At 62.5% G+C, this 17,254-nt stretch carries 14 protein-coding genes; 13 read left to right on the top strand and 1 reads right to left on the bottom strand.

Translation table 11 applies throughout. The features are described 5' to 3' along the window. Positions 1-221: 221 nt before the first annotated feature. Together C2L71_RS08585 and C2L71_RS08580 are read left to right on the top strand one after the other, a co-directional pair. Positions 222-1,301 carry a coiled-coil domain-containing protein gene (locus C2L71_RS08585; protein WP_103265362.1) on the top strand — a complete coding sequence of 360 codons (1,080 nt, stop codon included), beginning with the start codon at positions 222-224 and terminating at the stop codon, positions 1,299-1,301. 254 nt (positions 1,302-1,555) lie between these two features. After that, entirely contained in the window at positions 1,556-2,740 is a 1,185-nt protein-coding gene (locus C2L71_RS08580) for a coiled-coil domain-containing protein (protein WP_103265361.1), read from the top strand. 112 nt (positions 2,741-2,852) lie between these two features. Here the strand turns inward: C2L71_RS08580 and C2L71_RS08575 are convergent, their stop codons facing one another. Next, complete coding sequence (locus tag C2L71_RS08575) at positions 2,853-4,334, bottom strand: DUF1846 domain-containing protein (RefSeq protein WP_103265360.1); 1,482 nt, start codon at positions 4,332-4,334, stop codon at positions 2,853-2,855. Between the two features lie 571 nt (positions 4,335-4,905). Here C2L71_RS08575 and xerD point away from each other — a divergent pair. The 11 genes from xerD (at position 4,906) to ftsW (ending at position 17,252) form a co-directional block, all read left to right on the top strand. Then, the gene (xerD, locus tag C2L71_RS08570) at positions 4,906-5,796 is read left to right on the top strand and encodes a site-specific tyrosine recombinase XerD (RefSeq protein ID WP_103265359.1); all 891 of its coding nucleotides are present in this window, start codon (positions 4,906-4,908) and stop codon (positions 5,794-5,796) included. A 235-nt stretch (positions 5,797-6,031) separates the two neighbouring features. Beyond that, on the top strand, positions 6,032-6,484 hold the full coding sequence (locus C2L71_RS11935; RefSeq protein ID WP_129588493.1) for a hypothetical protein: 453 nt from the start codon (positions 6,032-6,034) through the stop codon (positions 6,482-6,484). Between the two features lie 88 nt (positions 6,485-6,572). Next, complete coding sequence (locus C2L71_RS08560; RefSeq protein WP_103265357.1) at positions 6,573-7,022, top strand: division/cell wall cluster transcriptional repressor MraZ; 450 nt, start codon at positions 6,573-6,575, stop codon at positions 7,020-7,022. 18 nt (positions 7,023-7,040) lie between these two features. Further along, complete coding sequence (gene rsmH / locus C2L71_RS08555) at positions 7,041-7,997, top strand: 16S rRNA (cytosine(1402)-N(4))-methyltransferase RsmH (protein WP_103265356.1); 957 nt, start codon at positions 7,041-7,043, stop codon at positions 7,995-7,997. A gap of 119 nt (positions 7,998-8,116) precedes the next feature. Next, positions 8,117-8,581 carry a cell division protein FtsL gene (locus C2L71_RS08550; RefSeq protein WP_103265355.1) on the top strand — a complete coding sequence of 155 codons (465 nt, stop codon included), beginning with the start codon at positions 8,117-8,119 and terminating at the stop codon, positions 8,579-8,581. A gap of 160 nt (positions 8,582-8,741) precedes the next feature. Beyond that, complete coding sequence (locus C2L71_RS08545) at positions 8,742-10,424, top strand: peptidoglycan D,D-transpeptidase FtsI family protein (protein ID WP_239926544.1); 1,683 nt, start codon at positions 8,742-8,744, stop codon at positions 10,422-10,424. A 9-nt stretch (positions 10,425-10,433) separates the two neighbouring features. Continuing rightward, the gene (locus tag C2L71_RS08540) at positions 10,434-11,942 is read left to right on the top strand and encodes a UDP-N-acetylmuramoyl-L-alanyl-D-glutamate--2,6-diaminopimelate ligase (RefSeq protein ID WP_103265353.1); all 1,509 of its coding nucleotides are present in this window, start codon (positions 10,434-10,436) and stop codon (positions 11,940-11,942) included. 5 nt (positions 11,943-11,947) lie between these two features. Beyond that, positions 11,948-13,426 (top strand): UDP-N-acetylmuramoyl-tripeptide--D-alanyl-D-alanine ligase, encoded by a 1,479-nt coding sequence (locus C2L71_RS08535; RefSeq protein ID WP_103265352.1) that lies wholly within the window; start codon positions 11,948-11,950, stop codon positions 13,424-13,426. 1 nt (position 13,427) lies between these two features. Beyond that, positions 13,428-14,474, top strand: coding sequence for a phospho-N-acetylmuramoyl-pentapeptide-transferase (gene mraY / locus C2L71_RS08530; protein WP_103265351.1), 1,047 nt, complete (start codon positions 13,428-13,430; stop codon positions 14,472-14,474). Positions 14,475-14,477: 3 nt separating this feature from the next. Continuing rightward, a complete protein-coding gene (gene murD / locus C2L71_RS08525) occupies positions 14,478-15,986 on the top strand; it encodes a UDP-N-acetylmuramoyl-L-alanine--D-glutamate ligase (RefSeq protein ID WP_103265350.1) in 1,509 nt (502 codons plus the stop codon). 9 nt (positions 15,987-15,995) lie between these two features. Further along, a complete protein-coding gene (gene ftsW / locus C2L71_RS08520; protein ID WP_103265349.1) occupies positions 15,996-17,252 on the top strand; it encodes a putative lipid II flippase FtsW in 1,257 nt (418 codons plus the stop codon). Positions 17,253-17,254 lie beyond the last annotated feature (2 nt).

Below are 17,254 nucleotides of genomic sequence, written 5' to 3'. Positions count from 1 at the left end.
GATCCGAAGGCGCCCGTACGGGCGCCTTCGCTGTTTCAGGGAGCGAAGGCGCCCGTTCCCAGCGGGTTCCATGCCATGCGTTTGCGATCGATCCCTCACCGAATCGCTTCGGTAAGTCGGATGGGCTCTTATGGAGCTTTCTCGAATCGTTTGTCGACCGTGCACTCGATTGCTATGATACGGTTGCTTTTCTGAATACGAAGTATTGAAAAGGTGCAAACATGACTCGAAACGTACAACGCACATCAAAGGCGGCCGTCTGCCTTCTCCTTTCCCTCATGCTGGCTGTTCCTGTCGCCTTCGGTTCTCCGACGTCGGCACATGCCGTGACAGCTGCCGAGAAACAGGCCGAGGCCGAGGCTGCCCTCGCCTCGCTGAACGCCATGCAGGAGCAGCTCGATCAAGCCTCGGCCGATTACGGCCAGGCGCTCTCCGAGCAGCAGGAGGCCGAAGACAGCCGCGATGCCGCCCAAGCGCGCATCGACGAGCTGAACGGGCAGATATCCGAGATGCAGGAGCATCTGGGCGACCGGGCCCGCACCATGTACCGCTCGGGCAGCTCCTCGATGCTCGACCTGCTGCTGGGCTCCACGAGCTTCCAGGCCTTCGCCACCAACTGGGACATGCTGGCCCAGATCAACGAGAGCGACGCAGAGATGGTGCAGCAGACCAAGGACCTGCGCGCCGAGGTTGAGGACGAGAAGGCGGTCTACGAAGAGCAGGCGCGCGTCGCCCAGGAAAAGGCCGACGAAGCCAAGCGCATCGAGGAGGAGGCCGCGTCCACGGTCGCGTCCATGCAGGCCACCTACGACAGCCTGAGTGCTGAGGCCGCCGAGCTTCTGGAACAGGAGCGCGCCGCCGAAGAGGCCGCTCGCGCTGCGGCTGCCGCCGCTGCCGTCGAAGCTGCGGCACGGGAGGCCGCTGCGGCCAATACCAACCGCGGGGGCGGCGGGGGTGGCGGCGCGCCGTCGTACGTTCCCTCCACTGGCAACGCCATCGTCGATCGTGCGTACAGCCAACTCGGCAAACCCTACGTCTGGGGTGCCACGGGTCCGAACTCCTTCGACTGCTCCGGTCTTGTCGGGTATGCGCTCACGGGAGGCTACTCGCGTGTGGGCACCACCTACACGTTCATGTCCTGGCCACGCGTAAGCGATCCTCAGCCGGGCGACATCTGCACGAATGACCATCACTGCGGTATCTACATCGGCGGCGGCCAGATGATCCACGCCCCGCGCACGGGCGACGTCGTGAAGGTCGGACCCGTGCACAGCGGCATGATTTTCGTGCGTCAGCCGTAACCAAGCTGCTAGCGTGCGGTGCTGCGAGGGCGTCCGAGCGGGGCGTCCTCGTGCCGCGTGGGAGCGGGTATGGATGCAAGCCGGCTCCGATGAGTCGACTCGCCGTCGTTACGTAAACGCGGCGATGACTATTCCGCTTTTTTCGAGCCTGCCCTGTGGAGCTTTCCCATATCGTTTGTCAAAGCGAGCTTCGGTTGGTATGCTGAAGCAACTTCAACCGCCCAATCGCAACGAAGTATCGAAAAGGTGCAAACATGACACGAAACACGCAACGCACTTTCAAGGCTTTTCTCTGCCTTACGCTCTCCGCCCTGTTGGCGGTCCCCCTCGCTTTCAGCTCGCCTGCGATTGCGATAGCCGAACCCACGGCCGCAGACAAGCGCGCCGAAGCTGATGCCGCTCTGGCTTCGCTGAACGCGATGCAGGACAAGCTCGACCAGGCTTCCAACAACCACTTCTCTGCGCTCTCCGAGCAGCAGGAGGCCGAAGACAGCCGCGATGCCGCCCAAGCGCGCATCGACGAGCTGAACGGGCAGATATCTGAGATGCAGGAGCATCTGGGCGACCGGGCCCGCACCATGTACCGCTCGGGTAGCTCCTCGATGCTCGACCTGCTGCTGGGCTCCACGAGCTTCCAGGCCTTCGCCACCAACTGGGACATGCTGGCCCAGATCAACGAGAGCGACGCAGAGATGGTGCAGCAGACCAAGGACCTGCGCGCCGAGGTTGAGGACGAGAAGGCGGTCTACGAAGAGCAGGCGCGCGTCGCCCAGGAAAAGGCCGACGAAGCCAAGCGCATCGAGGAGGAGGCCGCGTCCACGGTCGCGTCCATGCAGGCCACCTACGACAGCCTGAGTGCTGAGGCCGCCGAGCTTCTGGAACAGGAGCGCGCCGCCGAAGAGGCCGCTGCAGCGGCGCAGGCCGAAGCCGTGCTTGCAGCGGCTGCTCAGGCGGCCGAGAGCGATAACGCCGGCGCTTCCGGCAACAACGGATCGAACAACGGCGGCGCCAGCACGAACAACGGCGGATCGAGTGGTAACAACAACGCCAATTCGGGCGGCAACTCGAACGGCGGCGGAGGCTCGTCCGGTCCGTCCTACAATCCCTCTACCGGCAACGCCGTGGTTGACCGCGCATACAGCCAGCTCGGCAAACCCTACTCCTGGGGCGCTTCGGGTCCGAACTCCTACGACTGTTCCGGTCTTGTGAGCTATGCGCTCACCGGCAGCTACTCGCGTTTGGGGACCACCGGCACGTTTATTGGCTGGCCGCGTGTGAGCAACCCCCAGCCCGGCGACGTATGTGTCATCCACACTTCCTCGCGCCAACACACTGGTATCTACATCGGCGGCGGCCAGATGATCCACGCTCCCCGCACGGGCGACGTCGTGAAGGTGAGCTCTGTGCAGAGCGGCATGGTGTTCGTTCGCCGGCCGTAGCGCTCGGCGGCATTCGTTGCAGCAGCCGCTAAAAGAGGGTGCCCGCATAAAACGGGCACCCTCTTTCGATTCGGGGCTTTTTCCGGCGCTCTGCGGAGCGCCGGAAAGCGCTCTACTTGTGGTAGTAGCGGTGCTGTTCGTACTTCGGCTCGCAGCAGACGTTGATGCCCAATGTGCGGTAGAGCTTCTCATCGGTCGATGAGATGATGACGGAGAAGAATGCGTCGCATCCGCGCAGGTCGTCCACATGTTCGATGAGCTGTGCGGCCAAAGGGTCGGTTGCCGAGCTGATGGACAACGCGATGAGCGTCTCGTCGGAATGCAGACGCGGGTTTTTGCTGTGAAGCCGCTCGGTCTTGAGCCGACAGATGGGCTCGATGGCGTTGTCGCTGATGACGTCGATGCCGTCGTCTACGCCCGCCACGCCTTTGAGCGCGTTCATCATGAGCGAGGATGCCGCGCCCAGAAGCGTCGAAGTTTTGCCGGTCACCACCGCGCCGTTCGGCAGCACCATCGCGCCGGCGGGACGTCCGGTCATCTCCTCCTTCAGTAGGGCGGCGCTGCGCGCAGGGGATAAACTTGCGTTCACGCCGGCTTGGTTCATGAGCAATTCGAGTTTCTCCACCTGTGCGTGTCCGACGCCGGTGCGCTTTACCTCGACGGCGGTCTGGAAGTAACGGCGCACGATTTCCATGCGGGCCGCGTCGCATACCACCTCGTCGTCGACGATAGCCGAGCCCGCCATGTTCACGCCCATGTCGGTGGGGGATTGGTAGGGGCTCGAACCTGAAATACGCTCCATCATGGCTTTGAGCACGGGGAAAATCTCCACGTCGCGATTGTAGTTGACCGTGGTCTGCCCGTAAGCCTCCAAATGGAACGGATCGATGATGTTCGCATCGTCAAGATCGACCGTGGCGGCCTCGTAGGCCACGTTTACGGGGTGCTTCAACGGCAGGTTCCATACGGGGAACGTCTCGTACTTGGCGTAGCCGGCGGTCACCCCTCGCTTGTGCTCGTGGTAGAGTTGCGAGAGGCAGGTGGCCATCTTGCCCGATCCGGGGCCGGGAGCAGTGACAACAACGAGCGGGCGGCTCGTCTCGACGAACTCGTTCTTCCCGTACCCTTCGTCGCTGACGATATGATCGATGTCGTAAGGGTAGCCGGCGATGGGGTAGTGCAACCGGCTTGTGATGCCGAGACTGTCCAGCCGATGTCGGAACGCGTCGGCGGCGGGTTGGTTGGCATAGTGGGTTATGACGATGCTGCCCACCAGAAAACCCATGCTGCGGAAGATGTCCATGAGGCGCAGCACGTCGTCGTCATAGGTGATGCCTAAATCACCACGCACCTTGCTTTTCTCAATGTCATTGGCGTTGATGGCGACGATGATCTCGACGTCGTCGATGAGGTTCTTCAGCATGCGGATCTTGGTATCGGGCTCGAAGCCGGGCAGCACGCGCGAAGCATGGTAGTCGTCGAATAGCTTGCCGCCGAACTCCAAGTAGAGCTTGCCGCCGAACTGGTCGATGCGGTTGCGGATATGCTCCGCTTGCAATGCGATGTACTTGTCGTTGTCGAATCCGATGCGCATGGAGGCGAACCTTTCTCGGCGTGGACGAGCCTGCTTGCGGACGCATTGGTGTCCGAAGCAAACGGAAGAGCCGCCTGCGACGCGGACGGCTCGATGCAACCGTTAGATTATAGCCTACTTTCGCATCTCGTCGGGCACCTCTTCGAGGTCGGGAATGGTCTTTTACGAAAAGACGACCCAGTAGGCGCTCATATGCGCTCTCAAGTGGCGGCTTTCCGAGCATATCGCTGCTGCCCTTATATGCGCGATAGCGGCGTACCGTTTAGGCCGTCTGCCTGGGGTTGCAGGCTGCTGAGTGCGAGTTTTCGCAGCACGTAGCTGGCATGTCCGGCTCGACGTCGACCGAGTTCGACGCCGAGCCGCTTTCCCGATGATCGATCTCATGGCCGAGCAGGAGGATGCCGGGGAGACAAGGGTGCTGCGTCTCGGCCTCGATGCTGTAAAGCCGGAGGGCATGTCGCGGCGGCGCACCCGCCGTTCAGTCGTGCTATGCTAGGAGGGTATGGACGGTTCGACCGGATCGGACATGACATGAGGCATGTGCTTCATAGTATTGCAACGAGGATGGCGAATGGATGAGTTGGTTCGAGAATACCTCGACTATCTGCGCATAGAACGCGGCAGCTCTCCGCTCACCGTGGAGGCGTACGCGAACGACCTGCGGGATTACACTGCATTCCTGAAGGGGAAGGGTATCTCGGGCGTCGACGAGATCGAACGCGGCACGGTCGCCTCCTTCGAGGCCGACCTGTTTTCGCGCGGCTATGCTGCTTCCAGTATCGAGCGCCGAATCTCGGTACTCAAGGGATTCCATCGATTTCTCGTGCGAGAAGGCTATACCCGCCGCAATCCCGCCGATACGCTACCGCTCCCTAAAACGCCCGATCGCTTGCCTGACGTCCTATCTGTCGAGCAGGTCGACGAGATGTTGTCGCAGCCGCTCGAACCGGGGCCTGCGCCATTGCGCGATCGCGCGATTCTGGAGGTCATGTACGGATGCGGCCTGCGCGTGAGCGAATGCTCCGGGCTCGATATGAGCGATACGATGCTCGACGAGGGATACCTGCGCGTCGTGGGCAAGGGCGGCAAGGAGCGCATCGCTCCGATAGCAGGCGCCGCTTTGCGTGCGCTCGTCGTGTATCTCGAGCAGGCCAGGCCCGCGCTTGCGAAGCCCTTCGCAAAGCCAACGGCGGCTGTGTTCCTGAACGCGCGCGGCGGCCGCCTCACGCGACAGGGCATGCACGCCATCGTCGCCGATGCTGGCCGGACGATCGGGATAGCGAACCTCCATCCCCATACGCTGCGCCACTCCTTTGCTACCCATCTGTTGGAAGGCGGCGCCGATCTGCGCGTCATCCAGGAAATACTCGGCCACTCGGACATTTCTACGACCCAGATATACACGCACGTGAACCGCTCGCACATCCGCAAGGAATATCTGGGCGCGCATCCCCGCGCCTGACGTCGGTGCGCGCTGTTCAGGTTCCTGCGCCGCATATCGGCAAGGGGCAGTCGAGGTGCTTTCCGCAAAGTCTTTGAGCTTTGCACCTCTCTGTCATTGGAAAGCCTCAAAAATGCAGGGTTCTCGAGTTTTGCGATCTTCAAGCGGAGGCTTTCGGCGTGTTTCTCCAAAGCCGAAAATCCGACCTGGGATTTCGTCGCAAGATATCTACGAGCTTACGACTGAACGAAGCTTCGTGCCCTTGCAGAGCGACGCAAAACTCGAGGCCCATGCAAACCCACCCCTCTTTCCATGGCAGGAAGCCGCGCTCGCGAACCTCGGCGTGCAGTGTCTCGAATGCTCGTGTATCGATCCGTCCTATCAGGCTGCCTGGGACGAGCGGCGCTCTGAGCCAGGGGCGGGTAGATCGGCGGATGCTGTGCAAAAAGCGGATGAGGACGGCTATGGTTTTGCTGTCGAGCTCCTCGGCGGATGTGCCGGCCGGCGGTGCGATTGCCGGGTCGAGCGCGTACAGACACACTTTTCGCATAACTTCTCGCTCGGCGGTGGTGGAACGCGCACAATCCCACATGTTGTGCCCTTCTATCGCGTTTCTGTCTACATGTTGCCGGATGTGCTTGAGCAAACCCGACGTACCTTGCAACGGCGAGAAAACGAAGGGGTTTCCGATAGGTTGAAATGGGGCTGAAATCGCATATTATGTTGCGAAGTGGGGCGAAGTGGGATAGAATTCCAAACATCGAAAGGCCGTGTGGGACGCGGCGGGAAGGAAGGCCTTGGCCGAAGAGACCGAAAAGATCGTCGATCTCAACAGCGCGTACCGCCATAAGGTGGACGCCAAAGGCCGTATGTCGCTTCCCTCGACATTCCGCAAGGTTCTTTCGACGGATTTGGTGGTAACCCGCAATCCGAAGGACGAGTGCCTCTACGTGTTCGAGCCCCAGGGCTTCAATGCGTGGGTGACCAAGGTGTTCAAGGATAAGTTCGGCGAGTTCGACGATACGAACGATCTGCATCTACGTCTGCGTCGCAAGCTCAAGTCGCGGGCGGCCGACGTGTCCATCGACGCGTCGGGCCGCATCATGCTCTCGGCTGAGCAGCGCGAGGCGGTGGGCATCGACAAGGACGTCGTCGTCGTTGGCAACACGGGCTACTTCGAAATTTGGGACGCAAAGCGCTACGACGTCGTGGACGACGACACCGATCTCGGTCTGTTGTTCGGCTAGTCGTAAGGCGTGAGCGAAATGACAAGCGAATATCGGCATACACCGGTTCTGCTCGCCGAGTGCCTCGAATACATGAAGCTCCAACCACAGTACACATTCGTGGATGCAACACTCGGCGGTGCAGGGCATTCCTTCGAAGCGGCCAAGCTCATCGGGAGCGCGGGTACGCTCATCGGCATCGATCAGGACGAGGTGGCGCTTGCCGCCGCCCTCCGCAAACTCGGGACGTTGCCCGATGGGATGCGCCCGCGCCTCGAACTCGTGCGCGGCAACTTCGGGGATATGGACGAAGCGCTCCTGAGCACGGAAGTACCCGGCGTCGATGCGTTCCTCTTCGACCTCGGCGTATCTTCGGTGCAGATAGACACGCCGTCTCGCGGCTTCTCCTTCAAGGAGAACGGCCCTCTTGATATGCGGATGGATCCGGGGAAACAAACCCTCACCGCAGCAGAGATCATCAATACCTATACCGCAGCAGATCTCACTCGGATCATCCGTACCTACTCGGACGAGAAATGGGCAAGCCGTATTGCGGAGTTCGCAGTGCGCGCACGGCAAACCGCCCCCATTGAGACAAGCGAGCAGCTCGTTGCCATCATCAAAGCCGCCATCCCTGCCTCGGCTCGCAGAGCCGGGGGGCATCCGGCGAAGCGCACGTTCCAGGCGCTGCGCATCGAGGTGAACGGCGAGCTCGACGTGCTTCGGAGCGGCCTCGATGCCGCTGTCCGCTGGCTCAACCCTGGCGGCAGGATCGCGGTCATCAGCTACCACTCGCTCGAGGATCGCATCGTCAAGGAGATGTTCGCCTCGTTCGCGAACCGGTGCACCTGCCCGCCCGACCTGCCGGTCTGCGCGTGCGGGAAGCAGCCGATACTCGATATCGTCACCAGGAAACCGATTCTGCCACGTGCAGACGAGGTGGAGCGCAACCCCCGTGCGCGCAGCGCCAAGCTCCGTGTCGCGCAAAAGCGCTGAGTGCATCCGCGGCACGACGCCGTCTCCAAAGGCGGCTCGGTGCTCGCAGCGAATAGAACGAACCGATTGAACGCGCACGACCCGCCACACACACGCTAAACGAAGAAAGGGGGTTGGGCATGGGCGCAGCACCTGCTTATACGTACTATCCTGAGCGCGCTCCCGAACGTGCCCCGCGCACGCGTATCAGCGTTGTGCCGGGTCAAGGTCCGCGCACGCAGTCCCCGGCTCTCCCTTCGAGTGTTGTTTTTTTGGCGAAGGCAGTGGCTGCGGTGCTCATCGTCGTCTCGCTGGTGGCTTTTGCGCGCATCGCCCTCTCGTCGGCTACCGTAGCGACGTCGGTGCAGGCGCAGGAGCTGTCGAGCCAGATCGATCAGGCTCGTTCGAGCGGATCCTCCCTCGAGGTGTCTCAAAGCCTGCTTACGAACCCGACGTATTTGAAGCAGCAAGCTGCAGGGCTGGGCATGGCGGCTCCAGAAACGATCGCCACGATCGAACTGGGCGCCGATGTGGTTGCTTACGACGGCGCGGGCAACCTGTCGCTTTCGAAGAGCGTGGCCCTCGCTGTCTCCGCCGGAGAGTAGCGCCGTGTCCGACCGGTCTCATGCCCCGCAGGGTTCGCGCAGTTCTCGGCGCGGCCATGGAAGCTCGCGTTCCACCGCGCGTTCGACGCGCGTGGGCCGAGGATCTTCCGCACGTCGGCCTCGGCCCACTCAAACGGAGTTTGCCCCCACCTCCAACCGTATGCTTATACCGATCGCGCTGTTCGCTATCGTGGCCCTGCTGTTCTTGGGGAGGCTCGTGTATTTGCAGGTTATCGCAGCCCCTTCCTTCTCGTCCATGGCCGAGAAGGCGCGTACGGTCCAGCTGCCCATCGAACCGCGGCGGGGCACCATCTATGATCGCAACGGCACCATCCTCGCCGTGAGTGTGGAGGCTTCGAGCGTCTATGCCAACCCCTCCGAAGTGAAGGATCCGAACGCGACCGCTTCATCCCTTGCATCCGTGCTGGGAGGCGAGGCGAAAGACTATCTGCCCGCACTTACCGCAGACAAGACCAATTTCGCCGCCGTGAAGCGCAAGCTGGATGTTGACGTGGGCGATCGGGTGAAGGCCCTTTCTCTCGATGGAGTCTATGTTGTCGAAGATATGCGTCGTGAGTACCCGAACGGCCAGGTGGCAGGCCAGATCATCGGCGCCTGCAGCACAGCGGTCGACGCCGAGAACAACCGCGAGTACTATTACGGCATCTCCGGCTTGGAACGCTATTACGATGACATCCTCGCAGGGGAGCCGGGTTACTATGAAGCCGAGCGCGGACGTGACGGAACACCCATCCCGGGCGGTGTGCATGAAGAGCGCGCGGCCGTCGACGGACAGGACATCATTATTTCCATCGATCTGGAACTGCAGCAATACGTCGAGGAACGCCTCGCGACGGGCGTTCAAGAACTCGAAGGCAGCAGCGGCACCTCGGTGGTGATGGACGGCGGCACGGGCGAGATATACGCCGCGGCGTCGTTGCCGCTGTTCAATCCTGCCGACCGTTCGACCGTGGAAGAGGGCGCCACTGAACTCAAGGCGGTAACCGACCTGTTCGAGCCAGGTTCCATCTTCAAATCGGTTTCGGCCATGGCCATCTTGGAAACCGGAACGATGGGTCCTGATGATACGTTGTTTTGCCCGGCGGTCATCGAGGCTGACGGCTACACCATCTCCGACGCTCATGAGCGCGGCGACGCAACGTTCACCCTGCGCCAGATTCTCGATCAGTCGTCGAACGTGGGCATCTCGCTTGCCACCGAGAACATGGGCTTCCGAGAACTCTACGACTATATACTCAAATACAATCTGCACGAGAAGACCGGCGTCGACTATCCCGCCGAGGGCGAAGAGGGGACCGATGTCTTAGGGTACATGGTGCCCTTTGAAAGCCTGAGCACCGTCGGCGCTTACAACGTCAGCTTCGGCCAGGGCATATCGGTAACTCCGTTGCAGATGACGCGCTTCTACGGCGCCCTTGTCAACGACGGCGTTGAGTGTACCCCGCATTTCCTCGTGTCGAAGCCGCAGTCGGGCGAGACGGCGCAGTATGGTTCCGAGGACGTTATCGGCAACAAGCAAGCCATCCCCACCATGGTGGACATGCTCAAGACCGTGGTGACCGATGGCACGGGAACGGCGGCAGCCATTGAAGGCTACAATGTCGCCGGCAAGACGTCCACCGCCGAGATTTACGACGAAGAGAATGGCGGCTATCGAAAAGGGGTCTACAACCTGGCCTTCACCGGATTCTTAGCCGGCTCGTCGAGTCAATTGGTTTGTTTTGTGGGTGCAAACGAGGTTCCCGGCAGTCGTGTGGTCACGCCGATTTTTAAGGATATAATGGCTACTGCTATCGACCGGTTCAAGATAACGTCTGAGTGAGGAAGCGCCATGGGCAAGACCTGTACCGAGCTGTTCGCGGGGCTGGACTGCACCGTTCTCGGCAATCCCGACGACGAAGTGAGCGGCATCGCCTATCGCAGCGACCGGGTGCGGCCCGGCGACGCGTTCTTCTGCATCGTCGGCATGACGACCGACGGCCATTCGTTCGCTCAGGACGCCATTGACCGCGGAGCGAAGGTGCTCGTTGTGGAACGCAAGGTGTATCTGGCCGACGCCACGGATGTGACCGAGGTCGTGGTGTCCGACACCCGCAAGGCCATGGCGCTTGCAGCGGCAAACTTCTACGAGCATCCTTCCAAGGACTTCGCGCTCGTGGGCATCACGGGCACGAACGGCAAGACCACCACCACCTATCTTGTGGAGCACATGGCGCGCGTGGCCGGCAAACGCACGGGCGTCATCGGAACCGTGGGCGTACGCATCGGCAATGCGCAGGAGAAGACGGCGCACACCACCCCCGAGTCGCCTGATTTGCAGAAGCTGCTCGCGCGCATGCGCGACGAGCGCTGCGATGTGGTAGCCATGGAGGTGAGCTCGCATGCCCTCGATTTAGAGCGCACGTGGGGCACGACGTTCGCCGTGACGGCGTTCTCCAATCTCACGCAGGATCATCTGGACTATCATCATACGTTCGAGGCGTACTTCGAGGCGAAGGCCCGGTTGTTTTCGAAAGGCTACCCGGCCAGACGTGTCATCTGTATTGATGACAAGTGGGGAAACGAACTTCTGCGCCGGTGCTCGGTTGCTGAGGACAGCATCGTGACCACCGGCTTCGATTCCTCGGCGCAGATTCATCCCGTGGACGTGTCCTACGAGCCCACGCACACTTCCGTCACGCTCGATGTGCGCGGGAGCCGTTACTCGTTCGACTACCCGTTGGTGGGCAGGTTCAACGTGGAGAACGTTATGTGCGCGTTCGGTATCGGGCTGCAGCTGGGCTTCTCGGCCGACGTGATCGTGGAGGCGCTCGAGGAGGCCCCGCAGATCCCCGGTCGGCTTGAGCGCGTGAAAGCATCGCACGACGGCGGCGTCTCCGTGTTCGTGGACTATGCGCACACTCCCGATGCGCTCGAAAAGGCGCTCTCATCCATCGTGGCGCTCACGCCTGGACGCACCATCTGCGTGTTTGGCTGCGGAGGCGACCGCGATGCGAGCAAGCGCCCCATCATGGGCAGAGCGGCGCTCGCGGCCGACCATGCCGTGGTGACCAGCGACAACCCGCGTACCGAGGATCCGAACGCCATCATCGCCGACATCGTAAGCGGCATGGCGGCAGGAGCGGGTCGCTTCGACGTGCAACCCGACCGCCGTGCCGCCATCGCCCGAGCCATTTCGATGGCCGAGCCGGGCGATTCCATTCTTGTTGCCGGCAAGGGGCACGAAGACTACCAGCTGGTGGGCGAGAAGACGCTCTCGTTCGACGACCGCGTGGTGGCTGCCGAGGAGCTTGAGCGCGCTTTCGGCGATCAGGTCGACGAGCCAGTGAGCGGAGACTAGACGAAATGAGATTGAACGCGAAGCAGATCGCGGCGTGCACGGGCGGCTCGTTCATCGTGGATCCGCTCGATTCCCGCTCGCTCGCGACGGGGCTCACCTGGGATTCACGTGATGTGAAACCTGGCGACGTGTACGTGGCTTTGCCCGGCGAGCGCGTGGATGGGCATGATTTCGTGGGCGCGTCCCTGCGCGCCGGCGCCATCGTAGCGCTTGTCATGCAGCCGCTCGACGAGGCCGCGCGCTTGCTTGCGCGCGAGATGGGAGCCGCCGTGATTGAGGTGCCCGACACGGCGCATGCCGTGTCCGACCTCGCGCGCGAATGGCGCGCTCACCTGCATGGGCGCGTGATCGCGCTCACCGGCTCCACCGGCAAGACCACCACAAAAAACCTTGTTCGCGCAGTGCTGGCCAGCGCCTATTCGGTCGTGGCCACGGCGGGAAACCAAAATAACGAATTGGGCGTGCCCAAGACGCTACTGTCCGCCGAGCCCGAGACCGAGATGGTCGTCGTCGAGATGGGCATGCGCGGTGCGGGCCAGATCGCCGACCTCTGCGACTACGTGCGTCCCGACTGGGGCCTCGTAGTGAACGTGGGCGAGAGCCACATCGAACTTCTCGGCAGCCGCGAGAACATCGCGTGCGCCAAAGCGGAGCTGCTGTGCGCGCTGCCCGAGGGGTCGGGCCGGGCGTTCGTGAACGCCGATGACGACTTCGCGGACTTCATGCGCGTGCATGCGCGCCTCGATGCTCGCCAAGTCGAGACCGTGCTGTTCGACGGCTCCGAGCGTGCCGCTTCGCGCCATGCAGGCGCCGGCGCAGAAGAATCCGCTCCTCCCGCCGTATGGGCCGAGCGCATCGAGCTTGACGAGCAGGGCCGTCCGCGTTTCGAGGTGCATGCCGCCGGCTTCGCGCCCGAGGAGGAGGCCGTCTCCTGCACGCTCAACCTGAGGGGTCTGCACAACGTGGGCAACGCCTGCGCCGCAGCCGCCGTAGGACGTGCTGCAGGCATCCCGCTTGCGCGTTGCGCCGAGGCGCTTGCAGAAGCCGAGCCCGAAGCGGGCCGCCAGGAGGTTATCGCAGCGCGCGGCGGGTTCACCGTCGTGAACGATGCCTACAACGCGAACCCAGACTCCATGCGTGCGTCGCTTTCGACGTTCTGTGCGCTCGATGTGCCGGGCAGGCATGTGGCCGTGCTGGGCGACATGGGTGAGCTCGGCGACTTCGCGCCGGCCTGCCATGCGGGTATCGGCACGTTCGCAGCGACGCTTTCGCTCGATCGCCTTGTGTGCGTAGGAGAGCTTGCGATGTACATCGCCGACGCGGCAGAGCGCGCCGGCATGGATCCTGCCCGCATCGTGCGGGCTGGTTCGATTTCCGAAGTGTTCGGCGATTTGGATACCTGCGTCGAGCCCGGGGATGCCGTCCTTGTGAAGGCCTCTCATTTTATGGGGTTCGAACGTGTGGTCGAAGGGCTGGTCAACTGATATGTTCGCGATCTTTTCCCAATATCCGACATTCCTGGTGTTCCTCGCTGTGGTGGCGGCCATCGTCGTCACGATGGCTTTGACGCCGCTGTGGATAAAGTTCCTCAAGTCGAGCCATATCGGTCAGCAGGTACGTGCCGACGGGCCCGAGAGCCACCTCGTCAAGCAGGGTACGCCCACGATGGGCGGCGTGATTATGTTGCTTGCGGTGGTGGCGACGGTGCTGCTCATCGGCTTGCCCACACCTGAGACCTTCGTGCTGCTGGCTGCAACGGTGCTCACCGGCCTTCTGGGTTTCGTAGATGATGCGTCGAAGGTGGTCAAAGAGCGTTCGCTGGGCCTTACGCCCAAAATGAAGCTCGTTGGGCAGTTCGCCATCGCGACGGCGTTCGTCTTGGTGGCAGTCAATTTGCTCGGGGTGTCGCCAACCGTGGAGATACCCTTTGTTATCACGCTCGACTTCGGTATCCTCACCACCGTCGTTCCGGTGGGCGACGGCATTTCCATTCCATGGCTCTATCTGCTGTTTATGAACATCCTGCTTGTGGGTCTGTGCAACGCCGTGAACCTCACCGACGGTCTGGACGGCTTGGCCGCCGGCACCGTGATGATCGTGATGATCGTGATGGCGGCCATCGCGTATCGCTCCAACCTTCTCGAGCCGGCAATCTTCGCCGCGGCCGTTGCCGGCGCGTGCATCGGTTTTCTCTGGTTCAACTCCTTTCCGGCCGACATCTTCATGGGCGATACCGGTTCTCTTGCGCTCGGCATGGCGCTGGGATGCTTGGCCGTGCTCACCAAGTCCGAATTCGTATCCATCGTCATTGGCGGTCTGTTCGTGGCCGAGGCGTTGTCGGTGATGATCCAGGTGTTTTGGTACAAGCGGACGAAGCGCCGCATTTTTCTTATGGCTCCGTTGCACCATCATTTCGAGAAGAAGGGCTGGAGCGAAACGAAGGTGGTTGTGCGCTTCTGGATCGTCTCCGGCGTGCTGGCTGCCTGCGGCTTCTCGCTCTACTTTGCCGAGACCCTCATGGCGGTGGCGTAGGGTATGGCCGTGTGCGAACGTATCGTGGGCCGCACGGGCGCGGCGAGGAACCTGGGTCGCGTGCTCGTGCTGGGTCTGGGCAGAAGCGGACGTGCTGCCGTCGAATACTGCTTGCCTCTGCTGGGCGAGCGCGTCAAATCGCTCTGCGTTGCCGCCGGCGCACGGACGGCGGAGTCCGAGGAGTACGCCGTCCACGTGGCAGCCTGCGGTGTGGAAACGGCGTTCGAAGACGCCGCTGTCGTTGAACTTGCAGCTCGCGTTCCGGGCGGCCGGTTCGACCTGTGCATTCCGAGTCCCGGCATCCCCCCGTTCTCGCCGCTGTTCAAGGCGGCGCAGGCCCTGTCGGCTGAAGTGTTGAGCGAGGTCGAGTTCGCCTGGCGCGAGAGCGCTGCGAGCAGCCGTTGGGTGGCGGTAACGGGTACGAACGGTAAGACGACAGCCTGCGCCTGCGCTGCGCATGTGCTGTCGTCCGCAGGACTGCGCGCGCGGGCCGTGGGCAACATTGGCGATGCATGCATTGGCGCGGTGGCCTCGGGCGATGTGGATGTCTACGTTGTCGAGACTTCATCTTACCAGCTTGCCTCCACGCAGAACTTCGCGCCGGATGTGGCCGTGCTGCTCAATATCACGCCTGACCACCTGCACTGGCATGGGTCGTTTGAGGCTTACCGCGACGCGAAGCGCAAGGTGCTCGCGAACCTGTCCAGCCGACCGGGGGCCGTAGCCGTGCTCGATGCAACCAACGACGTTGTGCGGACCGAGGTGCGCCGCCTGCGCGCCCTCGAAGCCGATGCGCGTGCCTTCTCCTATGTGCCTCTCGGCACGGCTGAAGGGCTGGGCGGCGACATGCGCCGAGCATGCGGCAGCGATAATGCGGCGTTTTTGGACGGCGAAGGCGTGCTGCGCGTCGCGCTCGACGGCGTCGAGCATGTGCTGCTCAAAGCTGATGAGCTTCTGATCAGGGGCGAACACAACGTTTCCAATGCGCTCGCCGCCGCAACGGCCGCTCTCGCGCTCGGCGTCGATGCGGACGATGTGGCCCGCGGCTTGCGCACGTTCGCACCGCTCGAGCATCGCATCGAACCCTGCGGCGACGTGCGCGGCGTTCGCTTCTTCAATGACTCGAAAGCGACAAACGTCGATGCGACGCTCAAAGCGCTCTCGTCGTTTCCCGGAACGCGTCTCGTCGTGCTTCTTGGTGGAGACGACAAGGGCACCGACCTCGCCCCGCTCGTGGCCGCCGCGCGCGACAGTGTCCATGCGGTTGTTTGCTACGGTGCGGCAGGCCGCCGATTCGCCGAGGCCTTCGAGAAAGCGCCGGCAGGAGGCCCTGTCGTGCTGCGCGCGGCTCATCTGAAGGATGCCTTCCAGGTTGCGCTCGACACAGCCGAGCCAGGCGATGCTGTCCTGCTGTCGCCGGCCTGCGCTTCGTTCGACGAGTTCTCATCGTTCGAGGAGCGCGGCCGTGTGTTCAAAGCGCTCGTCGCCGACCGCGCCGCGCGCGGGGAGTAGGAGCGCGCCATGGCCTCCGCTCGCGAAGCGCGGGATGTGCCGGCGCACATCCTCGGACCGCGCCTGCTGCTGCTCGTCACGGTGCTGGCGCTGTTGCTCATCGGGCTTGTGATGGTGTACTCCGCCTCTACGGTGGAGGCGCTCTCCGAGGGGTCCGATCCGGCTTCGTACCTATTTGATCAGATCAAATTCGCCGTCATCGGTGTGGTGTGCGCGCTTGTCGTATGGAAGTTCTTTCCCTACGAGGTATGGCGCGGCCCGCTTGTATGGGTGGCGTGGGGGCTGGCCGTCGGTATGCTCGTGCTCGTGGCCGTCATGGGTACCGTAGGCCTCGGCGCGCAGCGCTGGCTTTCACTCGGCTTCATCAGCCTCCAGCCCTCGGAGTTCGCGAAAATCGCGTTCATCCTCATGGGTGCCCGCATTCTCGATCGCTTTCGCGCCGGCGAACTTTCCACACGCGACCTCTTCGTGCAGACCGCCGTGCTCGTCCTCATCCCCATCCTATTCTTGTACCGCACGCAGTCAGATCTGGGCACGACGCTCATCATCTTCGTCGGCATCCTTGCGGTCATGTGGATTGGCGAAGTGCCGCTGCGCATCATCCTCCTCGTGCTGGGAGTGGGCGCGGTCTTTGCGGTATTCGCCACGGTATTCACCGGTTATCGATCGGATCGGCTTCTATTTCTCGATCCTTGGGGCGACGGGGAAAACGGCTATGGAAACGGCTGGCAGCTCATCCACTCGTTCTACGCTTTCGCCGACGGAGGCCTGTTCGGTGTCGGCATCGGGAACTCGCGGGAAAAATATCTATGGTTGCCCGAAGCCGAGACGGACTTCATCTTCGCCATCATCGGCGAGGAGCTGGGACTTGTGGGCGCGTTCGCGGTCATTCTGCTGTTCATGCTGTTGCTCTATGCGGGCATGCGCATAGCCCGGTCGGCCCCCGACAACTTCGGCGCCATGATCGCCGGCAGCTGTACGATCATGCTCGTATTCCAGGCGTTTCTCAACATCGGATGCGTCATGGGCGTGTTGCCGACCACGGGCAAGCCCCTGCCGTTCATCTCGTCGGGCGGCTCGTCGCTCATCGCGACCCTCATCATGGTGGGTCTGGTGCTGTCCGTGTCGCGTGCGGCCGGCGCTCCCAGTATCTACGACCGCAGGCGCGAGGATCTGCGCATCGTGCGATCGGTCCCCGACGATGCGCCACGCCGCGCGCAGGGGCGTGCAGATCGTCGGCAATCGCCTCAGCGGACCAGGAGGTAGTC

Origin of the sequence: Enteroscipio rubneri (assembly GCF_002899715.1) — a bacterium.
Lineage (GTDB): Bacteria > Actinomycetota > Coriobacteriia > Coriobacteriales > Eggerthellaceae > Enteroscipio > Enteroscipio rubneri.
This window is presented reverse-complemented; position numbering and strand designations above follow the sequence as displayed.